Annotated in this window: 16 protein-coding genes, 1 tRNA gene and 5 pseudogenes; 7 read left to right on the plus strand and 15 right to left on the minus strand. The window is 67.7% G+C overall.

Annotation, left to right across the window (positions count from 1 at the left end):
* Positions 1-70: 70 nt before the first annotated feature.
* Together grpE and dnaK are read right to left on the minus strand one after the other, a co-directional pair.
* Positions 71-721 (minus strand): nucleotide exchange factor GrpE, encoded by a 651-nt coding sequence (gene grpE / locus OG878_RS19095; protein ID WP_328887908.1) that lies wholly within the window; start codon positions 719-721, stop codon positions 71-73.
* Positions 718-2,571, minus strand: coding sequence for a molecular chaperone DnaK (dnaK, locus tag OG878_RS19100; protein ID WP_328887909.1), 1,854 nt, complete (start codon positions 2,569-2,571; stop codon positions 718-720). The genes grpE and dnaK overlap by 4 nt, the downstream gene beginning before the upstream one ends.
* Before the next feature lie 318 nt (positions 2,572-2,889).
* On the opposite strand from dnaK, the gene OG878_RS19105 reads away from it, so the two are divergent.
* The 3 genes from OG878_RS19105 (at position 2,890) to OG878_RS19115 (ending at position 7,090) form a co-directional block, all read left to right on the plus strand.
* On the plus strand, positions 2,890-3,483 hold the full coding sequence (locus OG878_RS19105) for a sugar transferase (protein WP_328887910.1): 594 nt from the start codon (positions 2,890-2,892) through the stop codon (positions 3,481-3,483).
* 125 nt (positions 3,484-3,608) lie between these two features.
* Positions 3,609-5,876: a (Fe-S)-binding protein gene (locus OG878_RS19110; protein WP_328887911.1), complete on the plus strand. Its 2,268-nt coding sequence runs from the start codon at positions 3,609-3,611 to the stop codon at positions 5,874-5,876.
* 284 nt (positions 5,877-6,160) lie between these two features.
* Positions 6,161-7,090 (plus strand): Yip1 family protein, encoded by a 930-nt coding sequence (locus OG878_RS19115; RefSeq protein ID WP_328887912.1) that lies wholly within the window; start codon positions 6,161-6,163, stop codon positions 7,088-7,090.
* 69 nt (positions 7,091-7,159) lie between these two features.
* Here the strand turns inward: OG878_RS19115 and OG878_RS19120 are convergent, their stop codons facing one another.
* Together OG878_RS19120 and dcd are read right to left on the minus strand one after the other, a co-directional pair.
* A complete protein-coding gene (locus OG878_RS19120; protein WP_277327447.1) occupies positions 7,160-7,657 on the minus strand; it encodes a phosphoribosyltransferase in 498 nt (165 codons plus the stop codon).
* Positions 7,658-7,666: 9 nt separating this feature from the next.
* Positions 7,667-8,242 carry a dCTP deaminase gene (gene dcd / locus OG878_RS19125; RefSeq protein WP_277327446.1) on the minus strand — a complete coding sequence of 192 codons (576 nt, stop codon included), beginning with the start codon at positions 8,240-8,242 and terminating at the stop codon, positions 7,667-7,669.
* A 480-nt stretch (positions 8,243-8,722) separates the two neighbouring features.
* Between dcd and OG878_RS19130 the strand changes: the two genes are divergently transcribed.
* Positions 8,723-8,796: transfer RNA gene (locus OG878_RS19130), tRNA-Gly, on the plus strand.
* Positions 8,797-8,847: 51 nt separating this feature from the next.
* Here OG878_RS19130 and OG878_RS19135 read toward each other — a convergent pair.
* A pseudogene (locus OG878_RS19135) lies at positions 8,848-9,219 on the minus strand (tyrosine-type recombinase/integrase); the annotation flags it as partial.
* A 368-nt stretch (positions 9,220-9,587) separates the two neighbouring features.
* Positions 9,588-12,665, minus strand: coding sequence for an FG-GAP-like repeat-containing protein (locus tag OG878_RS19140; RefSeq protein WP_328887913.1), 3,078 nt, complete (start codon positions 12,663-12,665; stop codon positions 9,588-9,590).
* 779 nt (positions 12,666-13,444) lie between these two features.
* On the opposite strand from OG878_RS19140, the gene OG878_RS19145 reads away from it, so the two are divergent.
* On the plus strand, positions 13,445-15,133 hold the full coding sequence (locus tag OG878_RS19145) for an FG-GAP repeat domain-containing protein (RefSeq protein WP_328887914.1): 1,689 nt from the start codon (positions 13,445-13,447) through the stop codon (positions 15,131-15,133).
* Between the two features lie 342 nt (positions 15,134-15,475).
* Entirely contained in the window at positions 15,476-15,928 is a 453-nt protein-coding gene (locus tag OG878_RS19150; protein WP_328887915.1) for a hypothetical protein, read from the plus strand.
* 271 nt (positions 15,929-16,199) lie between these two features.
* Here OG878_RS19150 and OG878_RS19155 read toward each other — a convergent pair whose 3' ends face one another.
* Positions 16,200-16,508, minus strand: coding sequence for a hypothetical protein (locus tag OG878_RS19155; RefSeq protein WP_443049129.1), 309 nt, complete (start codon positions 16,506-16,508; stop codon positions 16,200-16,202).
* 311 nt (positions 16,509-16,819) lie between these two features.
* On the opposite strand from OG878_RS19155, the gene OG878_RS19160 reads away from it, so the two are divergent.
* Positions 16,820-18,349: a glycoside hydrolase family 47 protein gene (locus OG878_RS19160; protein ID WP_328887916.1), complete on the plus strand. Its 1,530-nt coding sequence runs from the start codon at positions 16,820-16,822 to the stop codon at positions 18,347-18,349.
* Here the strand turns inward: OG878_RS19160 and OG878_RS42300 are convergent.
* The 8 genes and pseudogenes from OG878_RS42300 to OG878_RS19190 form a co-directional block, all read right to left on the minus strand.
* Positions 18,334-18,429, minus strand: a pseudogene (locus OG878_RS42300) (IS5/IS1182 family transposase); the annotation flags it as partial. The gene OG878_RS19160 and the pseudogene OG878_RS42300 overlap by 16 nt on opposite strands.
* A gap of 282 nt (positions 18,430-18,711) precedes the next feature.
* A pseudogene (locus OG878_RS19165) lies at positions 18,712-19,183 on the minus strand (tyrosine-type recombinase/integrase); the annotation flags it as partial.
* Positions 19,184-19,571: 388 nt separating this feature from the next.
* Positions 19,572-20,003, minus strand: a complete 432-nt coding sequence (locus OG878_RS19170) for a hypothetical protein (RefSeq protein WP_328887917.1) — start codon at positions 20,001-20,003, stop codon at positions 19,572-19,574.
* A gap of 1,330 nt (positions 20,004-21,333) precedes the next feature.
* The gene (locus tag OG878_RS19175; RefSeq protein WP_328887918.1) at positions 21,334-22,470 is read right to left on the minus strand and encodes a hypothetical protein; all 1,137 of its coding nucleotides are present in this window, start codon (positions 22,468-22,470) and stop codon (positions 21,334-21,336) included.
* 586 nt (positions 22,471-23,056) lie between these two features.
* Positions 23,057-23,895: pseudogene (locus OG878_RS19180) on the minus strand (tyrosine-type recombinase/integrase); the annotation flags it as partial.
* Positions 23,896-24,083: 188 nt separating this feature from the next.
* Positions 24,084-24,524 carry a VOC family protein gene (locus tag OG878_RS19185; RefSeq protein WP_328887919.1) on the minus strand — a complete coding sequence of 147 codons (441 nt, stop codon included), beginning with the start codon at positions 24,522-24,524 and terminating at the stop codon, positions 24,084-24,086.
* A 534-nt stretch (positions 24,525-25,058) separates the two neighbouring features.
* Positions 25,059-25,213: pseudogene (locus tag OG878_RS42305) on the minus strand (DDE-type integrase/transposase/recombinase); the annotation flags it as partial.
* 45 nt (positions 25,214-25,258) lie between these two features.
* Positions 25,259-25,567 carry a transposase gene (locus OG878_RS19190; RefSeq protein ID WP_328887920.1) on the minus strand — a complete coding sequence of 103 codons (309 nt, stop codon included), beginning with the start codon at positions 25,565-25,567 and terminating at the stop codon, positions 25,259-25,261.
* Positions 25,568-25,858 lie beyond the last annotated feature (291 nt).

Below are 25,858 nucleotides of genomic sequence, written 5' to 3' on the forward strand. Positions count from 1 at the left end.
CTGCCGGGCGACCGGCCCGAGGGCCGGTCGCCGGGGCAGGCGGTGGGCCCCGCGGTGGTCGGACGAAATGTCAGACCTCCTCGGTGCCACCGCTCTCCTCGTCGTCGGTCTTCTCTTCCTTCGCCGCCGCGGGGGCCGCGCCCGGCTGGGGCTCGGCCACCGCCACCCGCGCGGGGCGGATGGTGCGGTCGCCGATGCGATACCCCGGCTGGAGGATCGCCACGCAGGTCGTCTCGGTGACGTCCGGCGCGTACGAGTGCATCAGGGCCTCGTGGACCGTCGGGTCGAAGGGCTCGCCCTCCTTGCCGAACTGCTGCAGGCCCAGCTTGGCGACGATCGTCTCGAGCGACTCGGCCACCGACTTGAACCCGCCCACGAGCTCGCCGTGCTCCCTGGCGCGACCGACGTCGTCGAGCACGGGCAGGAGCTCGGACAGGAGCCCCGCGACAGCGATCTCCTTGACCGTGACCCGGTCCCGCTCGACGCGGCGGCGGTAGTTCTGGTACTCGGCCTGCAGCCGCTGGAGGTCACCGGTGCGCTCGGCGAGCGCGGTGCGGACCTGGTCCAGCTGGGCGGTGAGACCGACCGTCTGTACTGCGTCCCCGGCCGGGGACGCCCCCTCCTCCGAAGAGGGGGCGGCGTCCTTCGGCTCAGCTCCGTCAGGGGTGGCGCCGGAGGGGACGTCAGGCTTCTCCTCGAAGCCCGGAGTCTCCTCGGTCACATCGCACCGCCCTTGGCGTCCCGCTCGTCGTCCACGATCTCGGCGTCGACGACGTCGTCGGCGGCGTCGGCCTGCGCCTGGCCGGGCTGCGGGTCACCCTGCGGGCCGCCCTCGGCCTGCGCGTTGGCGTACATCGCCTGGCCCAGCTTCTGGGAGACGGCCGCAACCTTCTCGGTGGCGGTGCGGATCTCGGCGGTGTCCTCGCCCTTGAGCTTCTCCTTCAGCTCGGTGAGCGCGGCCTCCACCTCCGTCTTCACGTCGCCGGGGACCTTGTCCTCGTTGTCCTTGAGGAACTTCTCCGTCTGGTAGACGAGCTGCTCGCCCTGGTTGCGCGACTCGGCGGCCTCGCGGCGGCGGTGGTCCTCCTCCGCGTACTGCTCGGCCTCCTCACGCATCCGGTTGACCTCGTCCTTCGGCAGCGAGGAGCCGCCGGTGACGGTCATCTTCTGCTCCTTGCCGGTGCCGAGGTCCTTGGCAGCGACGTGCATGATGCCGTTGGCGTCGATGTCGAACGCGACCTCGATCTGCGGGACGCCACGCGGGGCCGGCGGCAGACCGGTCAGCTCGAACATGCCGAGCTTCTTGTTGTACGCCGCGATCTCGCGCTCGCCCTGGTAGACCTGGATCTGCACCGACGGCTGGTTGTCCTCGGCCGTCGTGAAGATCTCGGATCGCTTGGTCGGGATCGTCGTGTTGCGCTCGATGAGCTTCGTCATGATGCCGCCCTTGGTCTCGATACCGAGGGACAGCGGGGTGACGTCGAGGAGCAGAACGTCCTTGACCTCGCCCTTGAGGACACCGGCCTGGAGCGAGGCGCCGATGGCGACGACCTCGTCCGGGTTCACACCCTTGTTGGCCTCCTGGCCACCGGTCAGCTCCTTGACGAGCTCGGCGACGGCCGGCATACGGGTCGAGCCACCGACGAGAACGACGTGGTCGATCTCGGAGAGCTGGATGCCCGCGTCCTTGATGACGTTGTGGAACGGGTTCTTGCAGCGGTCCAGGAGGTCCGCGGTGAGCTGCTGGAACTGGGCGCGCGTGAGCTTCTCGTCCAGGTGCAGCGGGCCCTCGGCGGACGCCGTGATGTACGGCAGGTTGATCGTGGTCTCCGTCGAGGAGGACAGCTCGATCTTCGCCTTCTCCGCGGCTTCGCGCAGACGCTGAAGAGCCATCTTGTCCTTGGACAGGTCCACGCCGTGACCGTTGGCGAACTGCTTCACCAGGTAGTCGACGACGCGCTGGTCCCAGTCGTCACCACCGAGGTGGTTGTCACCGTTGGTGGCCTTCACCTCGACGACACCGTCGCCGATCTCCAGGAGCGACACGTCGAAGGTGCCGCCACCCAGGTCGAAGACGAGGATCGTCTGGTCGTCCTTGTCGAGCCCGTACGCCAGCGCGGCGGCCGTCGGCTCGTTGACGATACGCAGGACGTTCAGGCCCGCGATCTCGCCGGCCTCCTTCGTCGCCTGACGCTCGGAGTCGTTGAAGTACGCCGGGACGGTGATCACCGCGTCGGTGACCTTCTCGCCCAGGTACGCCTCCGCGTCGCGCTTCAGCTTCTGCAGGATGAAGGCGCTCATCTGCTGCGGGTTGAAGCTCTTGCCGTCGAGGTCGATCTTCCAGTCGGTGCCCATGTGGCGCTTGACCGACCGGATGGTCCTGTCGACGTTGGTAACAGCCTGGCGCTTGGCGACCTCGCCCACCAGCACCTCGCCGTTCTTCGCGAAGGCGACGACGGACGGCGTGGTCCTGGCGCCTTCGGCGTTGGTGATGACGGTGGGCTCGCCGCCTTCGAGAACGCTGACGACGGAGTTAGTCGTGCCCAGGTCGATGCCGACCGCACGTGCCATTTCAATTCCTCCAACATGACTACTTGAGTGGATCTGACTCAAGGATGCATGATCGCCCTCTCGGAGTCAACAGACCTGAGCGGAGTCGACTCAACTATCGTGCACGCACCCCACGCCACCTGCGGTTTTGTCCGAGATGAAGGGGGTGCATATCTGACAAACAGGGATGACGTCTATTGACGATCACGGGTGACACCCGTCGACCCGACCGGCCCGCACACCCCGCTTCATCATCTCCGCATGGGATCGTTCTGTCACAAAATGCCGTGAGACGTACAAAACCGGCACTCGTTTCGTCCAACCCGGCAGGTGTGAACGATGCAGACGAAGATGACGGCCAAGCGCGCGTTGGATCTGGCCCTCGGCTCGGCCCTGCTCACCCTGGCCGCCCCTCTGCTCGCCGCAGGGGCCGTCGCGCTCGCCCTGCAGCAGCCCTCCGGCGGTGCACTGAACCGCTCGGTGCGGATCGGCCTGGGCGGCCGCCCCTTCGTCATGCGTAGCCTGCGGACCCGCCGGCTCCGGCTGGACCTGCTCTCCCGGCTGCCCCATGTCGTACGCGGAGAGCTCTCCCTGGTGGGGCCGGAACCGCTCACCCCGGAGGACGACGACGAGCGGACCGGCGCGGCGGACCGCACGCGGGCCGGGATCACCGCGCCACACTGGCGGCAGGAACTGAGACCCGGCCTGACCGGCCTGGCCCAGGTCCGCTCCCGTTCCGGAATGCCGTGGGACGAACCGGCCCTGCTCGACCAGCACTACGCCGAGCACCACTGGCTGGGACTCGACCTGGTCATCCTGATGGAAGCCGTACGCCTGCCCCTGCGCGCCGCGCTCCGCGGGCTCACCCGCCGCAGCAAGGCACACCTGAGCGACACAGATCACCGGCTGCGCGGCTACAGCGCGGCGGAATAAGTGGATAGTGTCAGCACAGACTGATTAAGTTACTGCTTAGTAATCGCTTGTAGTCCGGCACGCACCGTCCGTGCCGGATCCCATAAGTGCTGGATCCCACCCTCGCAGGCCCGAGGAGCCCCCAAATGCAACTCGCCGCGATCATCGTGTCGCTGGTGCTGACTGTGGTCGGCGTTGCGCTCATCGCCCGAGCCGTCGCGCAGATCTACCGGTTCGTCACACTCGGACAGCCGGTCCCGGCAGGCAGCCGCACCGACAACCCGAAGCAGCGCACGATCACCCTGGTCAAGGAATTCCTCGGCCACACCCGGATGAACCGGTGGGGGATCGTCGGCTTCGCGCACTGGTTCGTCGCCATCGGCTTCCTGACGCTGCCGCCGACGCTGCTCCAGGCGTACGGACAGCTCTTCAAGGCCGACTGGGTGCTGCCGATCATCGGCGAATGGCTGCCGTTCGAGCTCTACATCGAGTTCATCGGCCTGATGACGACGGTCGGCATCCTCGTGCTGATCGCCATCCGGCTGCTGAACCTGCCCTCGCGGGCCGGCCGCAAGTCCCGTTTCGCGGGCTCGAAGGCCTGGCAGGCGTACTTCGTCGAGTACGTCATCCTCGTCATCGGCCTGGCGATCCTGACCCTGCGCGGTCTCGAGGGCGCGATCCACCACGTCGAGGGCTACGAGGCCGCGTACTTCGTCTCGTACCCCCTGGTCCTCGCCTTCAAGGGGCTCAGCCTCGGCGCGCTCCAGAACCTCATCTACTTCACCGCGATGATCAAGATCGGCACCTCGCTGATCTGGATGATCACGGTCTCGCTCAACACCAACATGGGTGTCGCCTGGCACCGCTTCCTCGGCTTCCCGAACATCTGGTTCAAGCGGAACGCGGACGGCGCGGTCGCGCTCGGCGCGCTGCAGCCGATGACGTCCGGCGGCAAGGAGATCGACTTCGAGGACCCGGGCGAGGACGACGTCTTCGGCGTCTCCCAGGTCGAGCAGTTCTCCTGGAAGGGCATCCTCGACTTCTCCACGTGTACCGAGTGCGGTCGCTGCCAGTCGCAGTGCCCCGCCTGGAACACCGGCAAGCCGCTCTCCCCGAAGCTCCTGATCATGTCGCTGCGCGACCACGCGCACGCCAAGGCCCCGTACCTGCTCGCCGGCGGCGGCAAGGACATGGAGGGCAACGAGAAGGCGACCGAGGAGCAGCTGAAGGACGTCCCCGCCGCCGCGCTCGCCGAGGCCGAGCGCCCGCTGATCGGCACGGTCGAGGAGAACGGCGTCATCGATCCGGACGTGCTCTGGTCCTGCACCACATGTGGTGCGTGCGTGGAGCAGTGCCCGGTCGACATCGAGCACATCGACCACATCGTCGACATGCGCCGTTACCAGGTGATGATCGAGTCCGCGTTCCCGTCCGAGGCGGGCACGATGCTCAAGAACCTGGAGAAGAAGGGCAACCCCTGGGGACTCGCCAAGAAGCAGCGCGTCGAGTGGACCAAGGAGGTCGACTTCGAGGTCCCGATCGTCGGCAAGGACGTCGAGGACCTCTCGGAGATCGACTACCTGTACTGGGTCGGCTGCGCCGGCGCCCTGGAGGACCGGGCGAAGAAGACCACGAAGGCCTTCGCGGAGCTCCTCCACATCGCGGGCGTCAAGTTCGCGATCATGGGCGGCGACGAGAAGTGCACGGGTGACTCCGCCCGCCGCCTGGGCAACGAGCCGCTGTTCCAGCAGCTCGGCCAGGAGAACGTCGCGATGCTGAACATGGCGTTCGGCGAGGACGACGAGGACGAGACGACGAAGAAGCCGAAGTCGTCGAAGAAGATCGTCGCGACCTGCCCGCACTGCTTCAACACCATCGCGAACGAGTACCCGCAGCTCGGCGGCGAGTACGAGGTCATCCACCACACGCAGCTGCTCCAGCACCTGGTGGACGAGGGCAAGCTGATCCCGGTGACCCCGGTCGAGGGCCTGATCACGTACCACGACCCGTGCTACCTGGGCCGGCACAACAAGATCTACACGCCGCCGCGCGAGATCATCGCGAAGGTGCCGGGGCTGCGGAACGAGGAGATGCACCGCCACAAGGAGCGCGGCTTCTGCTGCGGCGCCGGTGGTGCCCGGATGTGGATGGAGGAGCGGATCGGCAAGCGCATCAACAACGAGCGCGTCGACGAAGCCCTCTCCCTCAACCCGGACATCGTCTCCACCGCGTGCCCGTTCTGCCTCGTCATGCTGACCGACTCGGTCAACGGCAAGAAGAACGACGGCAAGGCGAAGGAGTCGGTCCAGGTGGTCGACGTATCGCAGCTGCTGCTCGACTCGGTGAAGACCCCGGCGGACCCGGCGGGCGAACCGGAGCCGGCGGACGCACCGGAGCCCGAGCCGGTCAAGTAACCCGGGCCGTCGTGCGACGGAAGCGGCCGGACCTGCCTCGGGGGCAGGACCGGCCGCTTCTGCCGTACGGGACGCCGTACGCGGGACGGCCCCGGAGCCCGCACCGTTCGGCGTCGTTCGAAGACCACCCCGTGCGCCCCCGAGGGCTCCCCCGACAGCCTCCGGGACTTCCCCGGGGCCGCCCCCCCAACTCCCCCTAAGGGATGTCACAGCTCGGCCGCAAAGGCGCCCCGGTTCCCCCGGCTCCCCCACCGCACACACTCGGACCAGGTACGTTCGATTACGTGGCTGGATTCAGGATCGGACGCGGCCGGGACAACCGCACCCCGCAGCAAGGGCAACAGCAACCGCGGCAGCAGCCGTACGGCACGCAGGCACCACCGCCGCCGTACGGTCAGGAGCCATGGCCGCCGACGGGAGGCAACGGCGCCCCGTACGCATCGGGCCGGCCCGGCACACATCAGGGCAACGGCGGCTACGGCGGCGCACACGGCGAGCCGGAATACTTCGGCGACCCGCACCCGTACAACCAGCCGCAGCACCCCCCGTACCCCCACCAGGGCGACCCGTACGCCAACAACCCGGGTCACACACAGGCGTTCAGCATCGACGAGGACCCGTACGGCAACGGCAACACCTACCGCGCCGGCCAGGTGCCCGCCCAGCCCGCAGGCCCCCGCCTGCACTGGAAGCAGCTGCTGAGCGGCATAGTGCTGCGTCCCGGTCCGACGTTCTGGCAGATGCGCGACCACCCCGTCTGGGGTCCGGCGCTCATCATCACGTTCCTCTACGGACTGCTGGCGCTCTTCGGCTTCGACCAGGCCCGCGACGACGCGATCCACGCGACGATCTCCACCGCCGTCCCGTACGTCGTCTTCACGGGCATCGGCTTCGTCATCGGCGGCCTGGTCCTCGGCGCGGTCACCCACACCCTCGCCCGCCAGCTCGGCGGCGACGGCGCCTGGCAGCCGACCGTGGGCCTTTCCATGCTGATCATGTCGATCACGGATGCCCCCCGGCTGGTCTTCGCGCTGTTCCTGGGCGGCGAGAACACCCTGGTCCAGCTCCTCGGCTGGGTGACCTGGCTGGCCTCGGCCGCGCTCTTCACCTCCATGGTGAGCAAGTCGCACGACCTGCCGTGGCCGAAGGCGCTGGGCGCGTCCGCGATCCAGCTGATCGCACTGCTGTCGATCATCAAGCTCGGCACGATCTGACACCCGCACGCACGAAAGAACCCCCGGCGCCACGGCACCGGGGGTTCTTCACATCCACGCTCTCGGCCCTCAGGCGTCGAGAACCTGCCCGCTGCGCCGCACGACGGGCTTCTCCACACTCCACGGGAAGTTGATCCAGCGATCGGTCTTCTTCCACACGTACTCGCACTTCACGAGCGAGTGCGACTTCTCGTAGATGACCGCGCTGCGCACCTCGGCGACGTGATCGATGCAGAAATCGCGGACCAGCTTCAGCGTCTTCCCGGTGTCGGCGACGTCGTCGGCGATCAGAACCTTCTTGTCCGAGAAATCGATCGCATTCGGAACGGGTGCCAGCATGACCGGCATCTCCAGCGTCGTCCCCACCCCGGTATAGAACTCCACATTCACGAGGTGGATGTTCTTGCAGTCCAGCGCGTACGCCAGCCCGCCCGCGACGAAAACGCCACCGCGCGCGATGCTCAGCACCACATCCGGCTCGTACCCGTCATCGGCCACGGCCTGCGCGAGTTCGCGCACCGCGTGGCCGAACCCCTCGTACGTCAGGTTCTCCCGTACGTCATTCATGGTCCGGCATCACACCTGAGTCCGATGGAAGTTCATGAAGGAGCGCGAGGCCGTCGGCCCACGCTGCCCCTGGTAGCGCGACCCGTACCGCTCGGAGCCGTACGGGAACTCCGACGGCGAACTCAGCCGGAACATGCACAGCTGGCCGATCTTCATACCCGGCCACAGCTTGATCGGAAGCGTCGCGAGATTCGACAGCTCGAGGGTCACATGCCCGGAAAACCCGGGATCGATGAACCCGGCCGTCGAATGCGTCACCAGCCCGAGCCTGCCGAGCGAACTCTTGCCCTCCAGCCGCGACGCAAGATCGTCGGGCAGCGAGATGACCTCGTACGTCGAGGCGAGCACGAATTCGCCGGGGTGCAGGATGAACGCCTCGTCGCCGTCCGGCTCGACCATGCGGGTCAGGTCCGCCTGCTCGACGGCTGGGTCGATGTGTGGATAGCGGTGGTTCTCGAACACCCGGAAGTAGCGGTCGAGCCGCACGTCGATGCTCGAGGGCTGCACCATCGACGGTTCGAACGGATCAATGCGGACCCGCCCGGCGTCGATCTCGGCCCGGATGTCCTTGTCTGAGAGAAGCACGCCCCGAGGATACGCAGAACGCGCGGGCCCGCCCCAATCCGGACCGCACCCGCGCGCCTGCCACGACCGTCTGCCGCCGCCTCTACCGCTGCTCGAACACCACGGGAACGGCATGCCGCAACCGGGCGCAGCGCGGACAGCGGATAAGCCGCCCGGGACCGATCCGATCGGTCCCGAGCTGCTGCATCGGGAACGAAGCGGTAGTGAAAACGTGCCCTTCGGCACAGCGGACGACGGTGCGCTGCATGGAGTCCATCAAGTCCCTTCCCCAACAAACCGTGGACGAGAAAGCCACATTAGGGGATGAACAGGACGCCGCTCCAGGCGGCACTCCGACTCCGTACGCTACGCCCCCAACTACCGCCCACGGCACCCGTGTCCACCCTCCGGGCACAACGACCGGGCCCCCGGCTCGTACGCCGGGGGCCTGCGATGAGGTAGAGTGTGCGACGCCGAGCCGCTGATCAACCAGCGCTCCGTGCGGGTGTAGTTTAATGGTAGAACATGAGCTTCCCAAGCTCAGAGCGCGAGTTCGATTCTCGTCACCCGCTCCATGCAAAAGCCCCAGGCCAACGGCCCGGGGCTTCTTTGTTGTCTGGACCAGTTCAGGCGTCGCGCACCAGATCCGCACCAGAAGGCTTCTCCACGGCCTTCTCGCGGGCGGACCGCACGAGGTCATCCAGCCCGCTCGCGACCTCCTGCTGTCGCTCAAGATCCGAATGCTGATAGATCAGCGCGGCCTTCTCCGACGACTGGCCGGCGCGGACCATCGTGTCCTTGAGCGTGGCCCCGGACCGGGTGGCCAGGGTGTGACCGGTGTGACGAAGATCGTAGAAGCGGAAGCCGTCAGGCATGCCCACGAGCACACGGGCCCGGCGCCACTTCCGGCCGAAGGTGGAGCGCCGGAACGGCTTGCCCTTCTCCCCCACGAACAGGAGTCCGTCCAAGCCCTTCTCGGCATACCAGTCAAGGCTCCTCGCTCCGCTCGTCGCGCGCTCCCCGACTCACCGCCGGGGCCCTGCGCTCCTGTCTCCGCCCCGCTCTGGGCGGCTACGCCGGTCGCGCGTGCTGATTCTGCCGCATCGACTAATAGGCGCAGGTCAGAGGCGGCGCCGGTAGCTATACCGCGACGCTCTTGGAAACCGTCGTGGCAGCGATGTCACCACGAGTACGAATCCCACAATCTCCGCACATTCCAGCGAACGCACCCGCCAGGGGGTGCCCTGGACACGGGGGCACCCCTCTGACATTCACCGCACCCTGTGTCGCGCAGCATTGCGGTCGCCCTCATCAGGCCTGCAGCTCCCGGTGGAGGCGCAGGCCTGGAGGCTGTTGTTCCCGACCGTCAGTACAGCGCCTTGTAGACGCCCCAGCCGCTGCCGATCTGGGTACGGGCCCCGAAGGAACCCTTGCCGTTGCCGTCGTTGCGGAAGAGCTTTCCGGCCGAGTCGCGCACGACGATGTCGTTCTTGCCGTCGCCGCTCAGGTCACCGATGCCCACGACCGAGTTGTAGGTACGCCCCCAGTCCGAGAACACCTTCACCCGCGGCGCGAAGGTGCCGTTGCCCAATCCGTTGTAACGCCACAGGCCGCCGTCGCGGTCGTGGCCGAGCAGGTCGGGGCGGCCGTCACCGGTGATGTCGCCGACGCCCGTGATCTGCCCGTACGTCTTCCAGTTGGCGAAGATCCTGACCCTGGCCGCGAACTTCCCACCGGCCGCTCCTGCGTAGAAATACATGTCGCCGGTGGCCGTCTGGCGGGCGACGAGGTCGGCCCGGCCGTCCCCGTTCAGGTCGCCGGGGGAGGTCAGCACGTCGTACTGCTGCCAGCCCTTGCCGATGGCGGTGGACTTGTTGGTGTCCCGGGCGAAGTACACCTGCCCGAAGCCCCAGTACGCCCGCAGCTCGCCGGCGGAGTTGCGGACCAGCATGTCCGCGTACCCGTCGCCGTTGATGTCGCCGACCGGAACCAGGGTGGAGGAGGTTGGCCAGTCCGCGGTGTAGCTGCGGTTGTAGAAGTGCCCCTGGGGGTGCCCCTCCCACGAGTCGGTCTGGCCGTCCTTGCGGACCGCCACCATGTCGGGGAAGCCGTCGCAGTCGTAGACGTGGGTCGGCAGGGCGCCGCACATCACCTGGAGGGTGCCGCTTCCCACCCGCACCGGCACGGTCCCGCCGCCGACGCGGGCGGTCAGCTGCCAGGTGTAGGTACCACTCGGGGGGAGAGCGCCGTTCGACTCCCTGCCGTTCCACGAGGCCCCGACGGCGTCGCGACCGCGTACGGCTCCACCCCGCAGCGTGGCCACCCTGCGCCCGGTCGCCTTCTGGGCGATGTCCACTTCCCAGGAGTCCACGGGGCGGCTCAGCTGGAACGAAGCCGTCCAGGTCGAGTAGTACGACGAGGTCGTCCTCGGCGCGACGCTCCCGGAGGTGTACTCCTCCCCCATGACCGGGGCGGAGTCCGGCACGCCGTCCGCCGACACGTGCACGCGGCGGTCGGCGTCCACGTAGGCGACATGACCGCTGTACTTGTCCACGGTCCACGTGATCCTGCGGTCGTCCGCGAGCGTGCCGGCGGGGAGGACGGCGAAGGAGCGCTCCGCGAGCGGGCTCCCGGTGTGGAAGTCGGTCAGCTTGAGCTCGCCCGCCGCACGGTCGTGCCGGATCACGTAGCCGTCGCCGAGCATGGCGGGGCCCGACGGCACGGCGAAACCACGGTTGTTCGCCAGGTCGTACACCCCGGCCTGCTGATCGGCACCGCAGGACCAGTAGAGCCATCGCGCGGTCGCCTGCAGCTCGGTGGGCACGCAGGCGGCGCCGGTCCGCACGGTGCGCACAGGCTTGCCGGGCGTGGTGGCGTCCGAGGTCAGCCGCTCCGCGGTCAGCGTGCCGGGGCTGGCGGGGGTCGCGCTCCACAGGGTGGAGTACCAGAGCGCCGCGGCCTGCACCGGGCGGCTGCGGATCACCTTGTCGTAGCCCGGGAAGATCAGGTACTGGGTCTTCGGGGAACCGCCGTCCACCACCACGTACGAGGGGGACGCGTCCCGGACCTCGCCGCCGCTGCCGGGCAGCGGCATCTGCACGTGCGAGGTGTGGGGGTCCACCCGGGTCTCCAGGTACGTCCGCCCGCCCGTCTCGGAGAGGAAGGACGCCCCGTACCCGTTGCCCTCCACGATCCGTACGCAGTCTTCACCCGTCGCGCAGCGCACGGTGGACGAGGGCATGCCCACGGGCAAGGGCTCGGCCGCTCCCGCGACGGGGACCGGCCCGGTGCCGATGTCCTGCTGGTGGATGGAGATCTTGCCCTCGGTGCTATCCACCCGGTCGAGGGTGCCCCGGTACAGGCTCAGTCCCAGGAGCTTGGCGGTCACCGGGGGCAGCGGCTGGGCCACCTCGTGTGCCGGTGTCTCGTCGGGACGCGCGGTGAAACGGTGCACCGCCCAGTCGCCGCTTCCGGTACCGCCGACGAACAGAGCGCTTCCGTCCGCCGCCTGCGGCGGGGAGTCCGATACGAGCGCGAGATGGTCGAGTACGGTGCTCGGCTCCGCGCCGTCGAGCGGCCGGGCGGTCAGCCGCCGGCCGAGCGTGGTGCCCGAGGTGGTGTCCGGGGCCGAGGTCAGGAGGGTGTCGCCGAGCAGGACCAGGGGGTACGCGTCGTCGGGGAGCGGGAACTCCTGCGCCCCGGAGGAGAAGTCCCCTCGCGGCAGCCAGCGCAGGCCGGCGTAGCCGTGCCCCCACCAGGCGATGCGATCGGCGCTCAGCAGGATGTTCAGGCCCTCGCCGCTCATCGCCTCGGGGAGCGGGGTGATCACGGCGGTCGTGGGGTCCAGTAGGCCGTAGCGGTACACACCGTCCTGCCGGAAGGAGATCACCGCGCCGCGGCCGTCCGCGGCCTGCTGCTGCAGGGAGAGGCTGTTCAGCTGGGCACCCGCGGGCAGGCCGGTGATGTGCAGCGGCTGCGCGGGGTCGGCTCCCGGGTCCAGGAGCACTCCGTCGGAGCTGGTGGTACTGGTCGCGGACTCCAGTGCCAGCACCTTGCCCGCGACGGTCCCCCGGAAGGTATAGCTCGCCCCCGGGAGCTGCACGTCCCGGCGCTCACCGGTGTGCGGATCGAGCACGCTGTACCAGCGGGCGCCCCAGGCCGGGCTCGGTGAGATGGCGAGCAGGTCGCCTCCGGCCCCGACGGGGCGTACGAGCGCATTGGCCGGCAAGGTCTGCAGGCCGGGCACCTGCGTCGAGGTGCCGCTCGCGAAGTCAGTCCAGGTGTAGCCGTCCCGGCCCTCCTGCTGGTGCAGAAAACCGGTGCTGCCCACCGCCAGCGGGGTGTCCACACGGGGTGTGGCCCGGTCGGCGGGCGGGATCACGACCTCCTGGGACGAGTCCGCCGCAGTCGCCACCTGGGCGGCCTGCGCGGGCGGCGCGGCCACGGCGAGCGGGATGACTGTTCCCGCGACCGCCAGAATCGTGGCGGCTGCACCGGCCGCGAGGCCCGCGCCACCTCTCCGGCGGCGGCCTCCATGCAGTGGTTCAGTCGACGTCCGGGTCAGTGCCCCCACGCCCCCCTCATTGATGTAATTATCTGCCGCCGCGCGGCGCCCCGTTCGTGGCCGCACGCGCTGCCGCGTCAGTCCCCGGTGGCTGCGATGGATCTCGTCAGCCACTTGCGCGGTAAACGCTAGTCGATCAACGAGGTCCCAGTCTGCCTTGACGGGATTACGATCTGACAATCCGACGATGCCTCGGCGGGGGCGGCCAGGGAGCAGCCATCCGGGGGCCGGTGGTCACCGACCCTCGCATCACCGGCGCCCGATTGCGTACCCCAGTGAAGGCCCTCGTTGTCCTGGTCTTTGTCCAGTGCGCGGATGGCCGTTGGCGTTCGTAGCTGTACGTGCACTCCTTCTGAGCTGCGGCGCGTACACCGGCGAACGCCACCGACCGGGGACGCGGACAGTTGGAAAGCGTGTGGGCGGCGGACTGTCAGTGCTTGGGCATACCGTCCGGCCATGGCGAACAGACCCACTGACAACTGGCGTATTTGGATGGCTGAGACGGCCCGCGAGGTGGCGGCCATGGCAGCCACCCGGCCAGCAGTCCGATTGCCCTTGTCGGGAGGAGGGCGGCTGGCCCAAGCTGTCGTGACGCGCCACACCTTGATCACCGCTTGGCCTGTAGCGGCCATACCCGCTGCACTACTTCAAGGACTTCGATGCACAGACCCTTCATCCGCCTCGCTGCGGCTGGAGCCACGATCGCGGGGCTGCTCGGTACCGGCATAGCCGCGGCGGCTCCCGTGGCCGCCGAGGACAGCTACTCCTTCACCCTGGAGGACTACACCCTGGCCCCCGGCGATCCGATCATTCCGCATCCGACCGCGACCGGCGCCGCGGACGGCTACCTGGTGTACGCGTTCGGCACCGGCCCGCTGACCGGCCCGGCCGGGCAGGGCGCCGGGCTCCCGGCGGGTGTGACCTACGCGGAGGAGCAATTCTTCCACTGCAAGCCCATCACCGGCTACACCGCCGTCTACAAGTGCCCGGTATCCAGCGCAAGCAACGCCTCGGCGCCGCGCCTGCTCGTCTCCGACGATGCTGCGGACATGACCACCGCTCACTACGGCGTGGCCTACGCACCCACCGGCACGGACCTCGCCGCCGCAGCGGAGCAGGCGCAGACGGCCGCCGCCCGCCCGGCGGACGCCACGCACGGGACCGGTCAGATAGTCGTCAAGACGGCCGAACACGCCGCCCGGAACACCCTGGCCTTCACCACACCCGATGTTCCGGCCGGGACAGCCACCAAGCACAAGCTCCACATCCACGCAGTGGACAGCGGCAAACTGGTCATCTGGTTCACCCCGCAGACCGGCCAGCCCTCCTGGGACGACCACGCCGTCGACATCCGCGTCACCGCGGTCACCTCAGGCTCAGGGGCGCAGTGCGCCCTGCACCCGGAATACACCGTCATCGATCCCGCCTACATCGTCACCTGTGACGTCGCTACCGGCGACACTGACATCGAATACACGCTGTACGCGGCGCCCGGCACCGAAAGCTGGAAGCTCACGACACAGGTCCGCTACCAGATCTACTCGGGCGGTAGCCACTGGGTCACCGCGCAAAGAGGCTTCGCCATCCAGGGGACCCCGGTCCGCGAACGCGCCCGCCTGCAGGCCCGCGACAAGACGGGAGCCGTCTACGACTACCAGGGCACCGGCAACGGAGACACCCCGTTCAAGCCACGCACCGCGACCGGCCTCAACGACGGCGCCTACACCCAGATCGCCAGGGTGTCCCCGCTGATGCTCGACAAGACCGCCGGAGACCTCGCCTTCCGGGACGACGCCGGCGCCCTGTGGTACCACCGCGGCGGGTCCACCAGCAGCCACCTGCGCGTCGGCGGCGGCTGGAACGTCTACAACAACCTCACAGGCGGCGGCGACCTCACCGGAGACACCCGACCGGACCTGCTCGCCCGTGACAAAGACGGCGTCCTGTGGCTGTACAAGGGCACCGGCACCAACACGGTCCTGGCCACTCGCACCCGCGTCGGCGGCGGCTGGAACACCTACACCGCCCTCGCCGGAAGCAACGACCTCACCGGAGACCACCGCCCCGACCTGCTCGCCCGCGACACCTCCGGCGTGCTGTGGCTCTACCGCGGCACCAGCAACGCCACCACCCCGTTCGCCCCCAGGGTCCGCGTCGGCGGCGGCTGGAACGCCTACAACCAACTCGTTGTCACCGGCGACCTGAACTCCGACGGCCGCCCCGACCTCGTGGCACCCGACAGTGCCGGGGTCCTGTGGCTCTACCGCGGCACAGGCAACGCAACCGCACCCTTCGAATCACGCACCCGCGTCGGCGGCGGTTGGAACACCTACAACCACCTCATCTAACACCGCACCACTCGCACACCCGTGCAGGTCCCTGACGGGGAACAACTCCGTCAGGGACCGTGCTCACCGCCAGCGTTGCTGCCTTGGGTGGTAGAGAACCAGGGTCTGGTCGTTAGACGTCGTTTCACTTGGTGAGTCGTCGGTAGACGAGGAAGTGTTCCGAATTGCGTTCACAGCGTCGGTGGAGACAGCGGCAGCAGCGATGAAGTACCTCAACGGTGAGCCTCGGCATCCCGTCATTCAGCGAACTCGCCGTCCGCACTGCCGCCATCGGCGAAGACAATCCATGACCGGGCTGAAACTCCGTGGCCACAGCCCTGCGTCGCCATTTACGCTCCGCCCATGCGCACCGTCTACGTGTTCCCCGCTGGAGAGTCGACCGCGACAGCCGCACGGCTCGACCGGCTGATGCCCGGCAAGGACGGGTACTGGTCGGACGGGAAGCTCTTCATCGACTTCATGGACGAGCAGGACGATCACCTGTTCCTCGGCTGGACTCCCGAGGACGTACGCCTACTGGACTCCACGCTCGGCCATCGTCCGACCTGGGCCCTGCTGGTCAGCGTCTCCAGCCACATCGACGGCACTGTCGAGATCCGCGCTCTGTTGTCACACGTCCTCAAAGCCGGCGGCGTCGCCGTCGACGACTACTCCGACCACTGCTGGACACTCGAAGAGATCGACGCCGGGTGCAAGATCGATGGTCTGGGCTTCTTCGACTTCCGCACCCACGCCGCACGGCACGGCCAACAGACCTGGACCATCGCTCGCGCAAGTTCGGGGAGGCAGGTCTAGCCATGTTCGACCACGTCGTCGGGTTGCGGCCCGTCTACCTCATCATCTGACCGCACCAGATGAGCACCAGAACGAGCGGTCAACCACGGTCAACGCCAGATGACTGATACCGAAGTAGACGCACGGCAGACCCGTTCCCTCGCAGGTCAGGCGCACAGCCTGGCCAACGTGAACGGTGATTCCCAAACTCAGAGCGCGAGTTCGATTCTCGTCACCCGCTCCCCGTAAAAGCCCCAGGTCGACCCGGGGCTTCTTTGTTGTGTAGACCGGATCAGGCGTCGCCTGCCCGTTCCGTGCCCGATGCCTGATCGTCGGGCACAATCGCAGCCTTCTCCCGCTCGGCGCGGACGCGGGCGTCGATCCCGTCGGCCACCTCCCGCTGACGCTCCAGGTTCGAGTGCTGATAGATCAGCCGCGCGGCACGCTCGGAGGACTGCCCGGCGCGGACCATCGTGTCCTTGAGCGTGGCGCCCGACTGCGTCGAGAGCGTGTGTCCGGTGTGACGAAGGTAGAAGCGAAAGCTGTCGGGCATGCCCACCGTCCGTCGCGCCTTGCGCCACTTCTGGAACAGGCCGCTCAACAGGGACCAACGACGACCGGAACGGAAGGATGACCTCCGGGACTGCCCCCTTGACGCCGTACGCCGGCTTGAGCGCCTTCTCCAGCCCAGGCCACACCTACAGGCGGCGCCCGAGAAACCCGGCACCTGCCGCATACGCCGGGCGGTCACGGGGTCTCTCCCGCGCGCCTGACGCGGTGGCCTCGCTGTGGCTGCTCGTTCGGGTCGTTCCGCGAATCCGGAGCAGAGGCTCCTCGAGGCGCCTGCGACGCAGTGTAGCTATTATGCTACATAATGCGAGATCCTCGTCTGTGCTGGCCAGGAGTACCCGCATGACACACACCGGTCCGCGCGTGGTGAACCGTCTGTCCCGTCGCAGTGTGCTGCGCATTCCGGCTGCGGTCGGCGGGCTCACCGCTGGCGGTTTCCTCGGCGCTCCTGCGTGTGGGGTGGTCCCTCTGGGTGGGGGCACCGATTCGCGCCTGCCTAAGCCATTCGTATCGAGGGTCGGCCCGCCGGAACCGGCGAAGCCGTTCGTATCGAGGGTCGGCCCGCCGGATCCGGGGAAGGCGAGGGAAATTCGGGCGGAGTTCCTCCACGCTTGGAAGGGCTACCAGCGGCACGCGTGGGGACACGACGAGCTGCTGCCGGTCTCGGGGGGGTTCCGGGAGTTTTTCTCCGACCGGTACTCGGTGGGCCTGTCCATCATCGAGGCGCTGGACACCCACTACGTCATGGAGCTGGACGACGAGGTCGCGCGGTGCCTGGAGTGGATCACGGCCCGTCTGGACTTCGATCTCGACGCCGAGTTCCCGGTCTTCGAGGCGATCATCCGGCTGGTGGGCGGCCTGCTTGCCGGCTACCTCGCTACCGGCGAGCAGGACCTGCTCACCATGTGCGTCGATCTGGCGGACCGGCTACTCCCGGCCTTCACCCGCTCCCCCACCGGCATGCCCTACCGGCACGTCAATCTGCGTACCGGCGCTGTCACTGGCAGCACCGTTCCGCTGGCGGAGATCGGCACCAACATCCTCGAGTTCGGAATGCTGTCCCAACTCTCGGGCGATTCACGGTACTTCCAGGCATCCAAGCGGGCCCTTCAAGCGGTGGTGACGCGCCGTTCCTCGCTCGATCTGCTTGGTACGACCCTGAACGTGGAGACCGGAGCATGGGCTGACCGTGTGGATATCGCCCTCAACCCACCAGCGGATTCCTTCTATGAGTACCTGTGGGGCGGCTGGGCGATGTTCGGCGACTGGGACTGCCTGCGCTGGTTCCAGATGTTCGATGCTTCGCTGAAGAAGCACCTGGCCGAGCGCGTGGGCGGTCTGCTGTGGTTCAAGCAGGCCGACTTCCGTACTGGCGCCCTCATGGGCCGGCGCCAGTACTCGCTCGCGGTCAACGTCCTGGCCGTCGGCGGGGACAACCCCCTGGCGGAGGAGTACTACCGCTCCTGGACCGCTGTGCAGGAGAAGTACACCGTGATTCCGGAGGAGATCGACTACATCCACCTCACCGTCCTCACGCCTGACAATATGCTGCGCCCCGAGTACGCCAACGGTGCCTTCGATCTGTACTGGCAGACCGGCGACCCGTTCTACCGGGCCACATCATGGAGCTACTTCCAGAACCTGAAGAAACACCACCGGGTGCCCGGCGGCTACACCGTCATCACCGACATGACCAAGCGCCCCATGGCTAAAGGTGACTACTGCCCGGCTTACGTCTTCGCCGAGAACTTCAAATGGCTCTATCTGACCTTCGCCGACGCCCCGCGGTTCGACTACGCGAGCGGTTACCTCAGCACCGAAGCGAAGATCCTCCGCGGTCTCCAACCCCCCCTGCCCCCAAGAGGAAAGTAGTTCTCCAGAGTGGGGGCGAGCAACGGGGAGTCGTGGCGGTTCGCTCCGGCCAGGACCCTGCCGAGCGGGATGGCGAAGCCACCCATCGTGAGTCGCGGGCGCCGGGGTGTCTTCCTTCTCTCAGGAATGCGCACCACGTGGCACCACCTCCGCACCATCTGCGGCGGAGAACCACGGTCAACAGCGGTCAACCCCACCAAGGCGCGGGGCAGGCATTGACGCTATCCCTGCACGCCAGAGTGCCCACACCGGGACGTCGTCTCAGGATTCCCAAGCTCAGACCGCGAGTTCGATTCTCGTCACCCGCTCCACACAAAAGCCCCAGGCCATCGGCCCGAGGCTTCTTTGTTGTGTAGACCGGATCAGGCGTCGCGTGCCCGTTCCGTGCCCGATGCCTGATCGTCGGGCACAATCGCAGCGTCTCCCGCTCGGCGCGGACGCGGGCGTCGATCCCGTCGGCCACCTCCCGCTGACGCTCCAGGTTCGAGTGCTGATAGATCAGCCGCGCGGCACGCTCGGAGGACTGCCCGGCGCGGACCATCGTGTCCTTGAGCGTGGCGCCCGACTGCGTCGAGAGCATGTGTCCGGTGTGACGAAGGTCGTAGAAGCGGAAGCTCTTAGGCAGCCCGACCTCGGTTCGAGCCTTCCCCCACTTCCGCCCCGTGGAGCTCCGGAAGGCTTGCCCCGCTCCCCCACGAACAACAGTCCATCCGGCTGCTTCTCCGCGTACCAGGCGAGATGCCGCTTGAGGTCCCTCTCCAGAAAGGCCGACAGAACGAGGAACCCCTTGCCCGCATCAGACTTGGTGTCGCCCGGTGCCCGACGACCGGTGCTGGCGCGGTAAGAGTTTCTCTACTTCATCAAGGCTCCTCGCTCCGCTCGTCGCGCGCTCCCCGGCTACGCCGGTCGCGCAACTAGAGCGAGGGAGCTTGGACGAGGAGAAACGGAAGGCACAAGACATGCCTCCGGCGGGGGCGCTCAGACTCCGGGATGGGTCGGGGCGTCGTACGCGGGTGCCGGCGGATTCGTGGCGAGCGTCGTGGGCTCCCATCCCGACCACCCTCGGCCCAGGCGGAGCCGAGCAGTCGCGGCCCAGGGCGTCAAGGTCGGTCGTACAGTGGCGCGCTCCACCTTGACGCCCTGAACCACGCCCGCTCCACGGTGTGTGGGCCGGAGGCGGACGGGATGGGAGGAGTCGTCGGCCAGTCGTCTTCGCCTGAGATCAGGGGCGTTGAGCGTTCCGCAGCCGATCCACCTGCCGGCTGACCAGCTCGGTCGGGAAGGACGAGCTGCCACCCACGTTGAGCATGGTGAACTCCACAATGGTGTTCCCGACACGCACCACGATGAACTGTTCGTCGCGGTCTCCGGGGTTCTCCCGTCCCATGGGGATGATCTCTCGGAAACTCACTGCCTCGTCGCCGACCGGCGGCGCGGCTTCTACGGCAACTGTTGCCTTGAACTTCCCAGCGTAGCCCTCTCCCTCGTAGGAGCGGCACGAGGCAAGTGCCTGCTTGAGCTCCATGAAGGACTGGTCGGCTTCTCCGTCCTCGTAGGAGGCGAGAGTGGACCCGGCAGGCCAGATGTCGTTCTTCCAGTTGAAGGTCTGGACGATGCGGGCCGATGCCCATCGGCCACTGCGTATGTCAATCATGGTCTGACAGGCGCGATCGGACACAGGCGGGAAGGAGCGTCCCGCCCCCTCCGGCTTGGGTTCCGTTATGGGTACGGCGCCTTCGCGAGCCTGTGGGATCTCCCCCTCTCGAAAGGCTATCTCCTTCAGCTGCGTAGTTGTCAGTGGCTGTGGATGGGATTCGGCGGATGATGTCGACGTCGCTGGGTCCGCCGAGGCACCGGATTCCGACTGCGACGAGCAACCACACGTCACAAGGGTGCCGACTGCCAGCACCGAGCTCATCAACTTGCGCCATGGTGAACCTGCACGCATGTGCCCCCCAGGCTTTGTGGACAAGGAAGGCAGAGAGTACCCGGCGCTCACCGTCAGCCTTCGCCGGGCATCCTGCCCTCCTGCGCACACAGGCGCTGCTCACTGAGCTAAACGGTCGACTATGGGAAGGTCACGGTTCTCCCCAGGCGCTACAGGGCCCAGAAGCGCTGAACCTCGTGCCCCTCCCGTGTGACATCGCCGCCACGACGGTTTTCAAGACCGTGTACCACTTGACTCGCCCACTAAGACTCCGCCGACCGCGCGCTATGGTGCCGACGGAGGGGGCGAGATGACGGACAAGTCCAGTCGGTGGAACCACCCGCGTTGGGAGCTGGTACCGAGGATAAAGGGACTCGGCTTCGGCCTGATGACTTGCATCGCCACGGCTTGGTTCGGCTACCAGGCTCTCTATGGCGAGGGGGCACGACGGATCATTGCCATCCCCTTTTTGGTGATGGGGGTGGCGACGGCTGTAGGCGGGATCCTCGAGTACGTCCGCCCTCGACCGAGGCGGCGCCGTTCACTGGAGAAGGGGGACGCGGGTTGAGCTGCCCATCCCGCCACTGACCCTCCGATACAGCAGTGAAGTACAGCAACCGGCACGACCGCAGCCGACCGTCACCGGTTCACGATGACCGGCCGATCAGCGCAGCAGATCTCAGCAAACGCCCCGCCCATAGTTCGCATCGAGGTGGTTGCACTCCCCGACGAGCTCGCCCCAGCGTTGGCGGCGCCGGCAGCTGCGACGAGGAAGACGACCCAGTCCGCACCCCGGGCCCCGTCCTTTACCGTGCGGGCGACCTCATCGACAGCGCCGGGAGACTACAGCCTGAGTGTCTGACTGCGCTACAACGACCACGTACGGAGCCGGATGACCACGGACTCCTGTGGACGGTCACCACAGGTCACAGGCGGTTCGGGTGCAGGTCGCACGGCCGTCCGCATTGCTTCGGGAGGACGTTTCTTGGCGGCGAGTGCCTGTTGCGCTGCGCGGTTTGCGGCCGCCTGCTCCGTCTCCCACATCCCACGGGCTTGTCTACAGAATCGCCGGATCCCGACCCTCGCGTACCGTCCAGCCGATCACGCCCGGGAGTTCCCCGGCGCGGCGTGTGACACCTAGGCCGGAGGCGGCCACGGCCACCACCGTGCCGAGGCAGAGCAACCAGCCAGGGAAGCCCGCCACGGCGCCGAGCAGGGCTGGTGCGGCCAGTGCGAACGCGGCGAGCAGCCAGACGAGTTGGCGTCCGTGCAGATCCCGGCGGAACTTCGCACGGCCAGCCAGGGCGAGGCTCGGGCGGTCGGGAGAGGTGGGGTGCAGGTTGACGGGAGCGCCGTTGACGGGGTCGGCGAGGTACTGGCGGGCGGCATCGCGGGACAGCTCGCCCCACACCACGTGCCCGGTGTCGGCGACGATAGCTACGGGGAGTTCCTTCTCGATCAGCTTCCAGCGCGTCGGCAGGCACACCCAGGCTTGGTGGCTGCCGAGTTGAAGTCCAGCCTGGAGCAGGTCCGTGGTAGTGCGCGTCAGGCCGGTGCCTCCGCCCGCCGGATACATCGGGTAGACCTGCAGTGGGACGCCACCCCCGATCGGTGACACTTCGAGCCAGTGCGTGTGCTCGGCCTTGATCGTGCCGGGCTTGTCGCCGCGCTTCTCGTACCGCTTCCAGATGGGTGCCCCGATCCGTACCCGCACGGCGTGCACCTGCCCTGCGGTGGCGTCCGCGCACAGGACGCGCTGGCGGGGGCCCAGCCGGTGCCCCAACAGATCGGTCACGACGTAGACGAGCAGCCAGAAGCCGAGGCCTATCCCTGCGATGACGACGAGGCCTGTCAGCGCCCCCTCGTGCAGAGTGAATCCGAACCGAAGCACGGCGAGCGGAGTGACGATCGTCAGCACCACGCCCGCCGCCAGGCCCCAGTCATGGGGCGGTTGGCGTAACGAGCGCGGGATCGAGGCCTGCACCGGCACAGGCGACTCGACCCGCACCGTGGGCGCCGCCCGACACGCGAGTATCCATCCGCCAGCGGCCAGGGCAGCGACCCCGAGGGCCTCGACGATGTCCCACCTGGGAGTGGGCGCGTCATGCCGTACCAGGGCGAGACCGACCGCGGCAGCAACCGCGACGAGCGCGGCACCGCCGCACAAGCGGGTAAGGACTGTGGTACGTCGCACGGCGCACCCTTCTCCGAAGCTCCGGTGAATAGGTGATCAGGGGAGCGGTGCACTGTTCCGTCTGGTGCAGATGGAGGCAGGACATTCTCGGCCGGGCAGCGCGGAGAAGTAAAGGGTCAGCCGAGCCGAAAGCTCTGCGCAGGCCCCGCTCGTGACGAACGACCACCTGATCCGGTCACGGTCGTGATCTGGTCGATTCTCTGTCATGCAGACGATCGTCGGGGGCCAAACGCGGCAGCCGCAACAAGACGGTCCTGGACAGTCATGAACTGCCCCAGAGGCGAACGGGCCGGCCGGTGTCCGACGCCAGCTGGCCACCAGGGGCCCCATCGCGTTCGGGACGAAGAAGTCGCACGCCATGGACGTGCCCGATCCGTGCCCGACAGGTCGGTAAACCACGGTCAACAGCGGGCACCAGGGTCCGCCGGAGGGCTCACACTGGCATCCGTTCGCGCTGGTCAGGCTGCACCCGGGGTCCGGAAGCGCAGTGATTCCCAAGCTCAGAGCGCGAGTTCGATTCTCGTCACCCGCTCCATGCAACAGCCCCAGGCCAGTGGCCCGGGGCTTCTTTGTTGTCTGGACCAGTTCAAGCGTCCCGTGCCATATCCGTGCCAGATGCCTGGTCGTCCACTGCTTCGCGCCGAGCCCGTACGAGCTGGTCGAGGCCGGCCGCCACCTCGCGCTGCCGCTCCAGGACGGAGTGCTGATGGATGAGCGCGGCGCGTTCGGTCGACTGCCCCGCGCGCACCATCGTGTCCTTCACCGTCGCCCCGGAACGGGTCGTGAGCGTGTGCCCGGTGTGACGAAGGTCGTAGAAGCGGAAGCCGTCAGGAAGACCAACCTTCGTAAGCGCAGCACGCCACTTCCGCCCAAAGGTGAACCGGCGAAACGGCTTACCCTTCTCCCCCACGAACAGCAGTCCGTCCGGACCTTTCTCGGCGTACCAGTCGAGATGCCGACGGAGGTCGGCTCGCAGAAAGGCCGGCAGCACCACGAGCCGCTTGCCCGCCTCGGACTTGGTCGGCCCCTCTGCCCGCTTGCCGGTGGTCAGCTCGGGGGCAGCCTGCCGGACCCGGACGGTCAGGTTGTCGCGGTCGACGTCCTTCCGACGCAGCTCGGCTTGTTCCTCCGGCCGGAGCGGTCCGTAGGCACCGAGGAAAACCATCAGCCGCCAGCGAGGCCCGAGGGCATCGGCGAGCGCGTCGACCTGGGCGACGGTGGCGACAGGCCGTTCGGCCTCGGTCTCCTTTCCGGCACCTCGGATGCGGCACGAGTTCCGTCGGATCAGCTCATCCTCGACGGCCGTCTCCAGGATCGCCGTGAGAAGCCGATATCTCTTGCGACCGCGGTCCCGGCTCCCGTCATGTCGAGCCGTTCCGAGCGCCGGGTCCGCACGCGGGGCGCAGTGATCTGGTCGAGGTCCAGGTGGCTGGAGAAGACGCCATGACGACGCCAGGCCCTCATCAGAGGATGAGCCGTCACGAAGCTCTGCCTCTCGTCCAGCACCTCCTGGACTGCGATATTGCCAGTGAAGCTGAAGGCGACGAGATCCTGGACGCCTTGCACCGCGGACTCGCATGCCCCCACGTCCTGCATGGCTCGGTTCCTCCTTCTCAGCGCAGTTGCTCGGCCAGTCCGATGATGATGCCCTCCGGCCCGCGGAGGTAGCAGAGCAGATAGCTGTCTTCGAACCGGGCGATCTCGCCGATGAGTTCGGCGCCGTGAGGGCGCAGGCGGGCAACGGTGTCCTCGATGTCGTCGACGGCGAACATCACGCGGTGGGTGCCCAGAATGTTGTGCGGCCGGTTGCGCGGCCCGGCACTGATCACGGCGGGGCTGCGGTACTTCGCCAGCTCCAGCCGGCTGTGACCGTCCGGGGTCCGGACCATCGCGATGTCACAGCGGACGCCGTCGAGTCCGGTGCACTGGTCGGCGAAGAGGCCCTTGACCTCCGCTCTGCCCTCCAGCTCCATACCGAGTTCCACGAAGAACGCGATGGCGGCATCCATGTCCTCGACGACGATGCCGACATTGTCCATCCGCTGAATCGCCATGCTGATTTCTCCTTCTTCCTCGTGCGGCCGGTGGTGGCCGCTGATGTCCCCGGGACGGAGCCGGTGGCACGTTCTCGACATCCCCAGACCGCCCAACTCCGAAAAATCTCGATTCGCGCCTCAGGCGAGACTCATCCGGATGTACCAACCCACCGCCGGCACGATGAGAATGGCTCCCACGAAGGCCCACACCGTGGTTGCTGCGCTGTGCGAGGTATAGATCAGAGCAAGCATGCTCAGCCGGATACCCGGCAGGAGCGGCCGTAGACAGTGGACGTTGGCGCCCCCCTGTCGAATACCTGCCGAAGGCGCCGATCCATCGCGCTCGGCGTCCATGGAGCACCAGGTCAGGGGGGCTGCGCCGACGAACAGCGGTGGACAAGCGCGGACGCCTGCGGACCATCGCAGCAGTTAAGGGGTCGACGCGCCCAAGGTCGAGCCCCGCCCCCTACTCGTCAGCTCCTTCATCCACCCTGCCGGCCTGCCCATCACACCTCCACCATCGAGGTGTTGCGACGACCGGTTGAATCCGTCCTGGCAGCCGCGGTCCGAGTGGAAGATCACGGGCGGGTCGGGCGGCGCTGGCGGCAGGCGGCCTTGAGGGCATCGGCGACCAGGTCGGTCCGCAGGTGGTCGGCCGTCGCCCAGCCGACCACTCGGCGCGAGGCGATGTCGATGACGGTGGCTAGTGCTGTGACCTGCCTGCTTCTCCGCCTCGATGAACGGGTGCACCGTCACCGGGTCTCCTGAGTGAAGAAAGCCGTCGCACGCTTGAGGACCTCGACGTCCTCGCGCATGCGGCGGTTCTCCCGCCGCAGTGCAGCCAGTTCCTCGCGTTCGCTGCTGGTCAGGCCATCGCGCCGGCCCGCGTCGACCTCGGCCTGGCTGCCCCACAGCCGCACTGCCGTCTCGGTCAGATCGAAGTGCTTTGCGATCTGACCGACCGAGCGGTCACCACGTCGGCGCAGCTCGACGATCTCGGCCTTGAACTCCGGCGTGAACGAACGGCGAGGGCGAGGCTTCTTCTTCCCCATGCTCTCCATGATGGACATCCTCCCGGGGCTGAACCCCTGATCTCGGATGTCCGTCAAAGCGGATCAAGCCCAACCTGGCAGCGGGCGGACGACGACGCACGGGAAGGGCCTCTTCCTCTGCTGGTCGGGCCGATCAATCACGCGGAGGCTCCCGGCCTGTCCGGGCCTCGATCGGTTCGCTACGGAGAGGACGGCACATGTTGCGGAGGCATCCACCCGTCTGCTGTTGGACCTCCTCGGCTGGGCGGCCGACAGGCGAAGCGAAGGACCGGGGCAGTTACCCGACCGACGGGCAGGGCC

The sequence above is a fragment of the Streptomyces sp. NBC_00316 genome (assembly GCF_036158715.1).
Lineage (GTDB): Bacteria > Actinomycetota > Actinomycetes > Streptomycetales > Streptomycetaceae > Streptomyces.

Bases quoted from the DNA above. Each gene is read 5' to 3' on its own strand.
- OG878_RS19120 (WP_277327447.1), bottom strand. From the start codon at position 7,657: ATGAATGACGTACGGGAGAACCTGACGTACGAGGGGTTCGGCCACGCG.
- OG878_RS19110 (WP_328887911.1), top strand. From the start codon at position 3,609: ATGCAACTCGCCGCGATCATCGTGTCGCTGGTGCTGACTGTGGTCGGC.
- OG878_RS19105 (WP_328887910.1), top strand. From the start codon at position 2,890: ATGCAGACGAAGATGACGGCCAAGCGCGCGTTGGATCTGGCCCTCGGC.
- OG878_RS19160 (WP_328887916.1), top strand. From the start codon at position 16,820: ATGACACACACCGGTCCGCGCGTGGTGAACCGTCTGTCCCGTCGCAGT.
- OG878_RS19185 (WP_328887919.1), bottom strand. From the start codon at position 24,524: ATGGCGATTCAGCGGATGGACAATGTCGGCATCGTCGTCGAGGACATG.
- OG878_RS19145 (WP_328887914.1), top strand. From the start codon at position 13,445: ATGCACAGACCCTTCATCCGCCTCGCTGCGGCTGGAGCCACGATCGCG.
- OG878_RS19170 (WP_328887917.1), bottom strand. From the start codon at position 20,003: ATGATTGACATACGCAGTGGCCGATGGGCATCGGCCCGCATCGTCCAG.
- OG878_RS19150 (WP_328887915.1), top strand. From the start codon at position 15,476: ATGCGCACCGTCTACGTGTTCCCCGCTGGAGAGTCGACCGCGACAGCC.
- OG878_RS19190 (WP_328887920.1), bottom strand. From the start codon at position 25,567: ATGGAGAGCATGGGGAAGAAGAAGCCTCGCCCTCGCCGTTCGTTCACG.
- dnaK (WP_328887909.1), bottom strand. From the start codon at position 2,571: ATGGCACGTGCGGTCGGCATCGACCTGGGCACGACTAACTCCGTCGTC.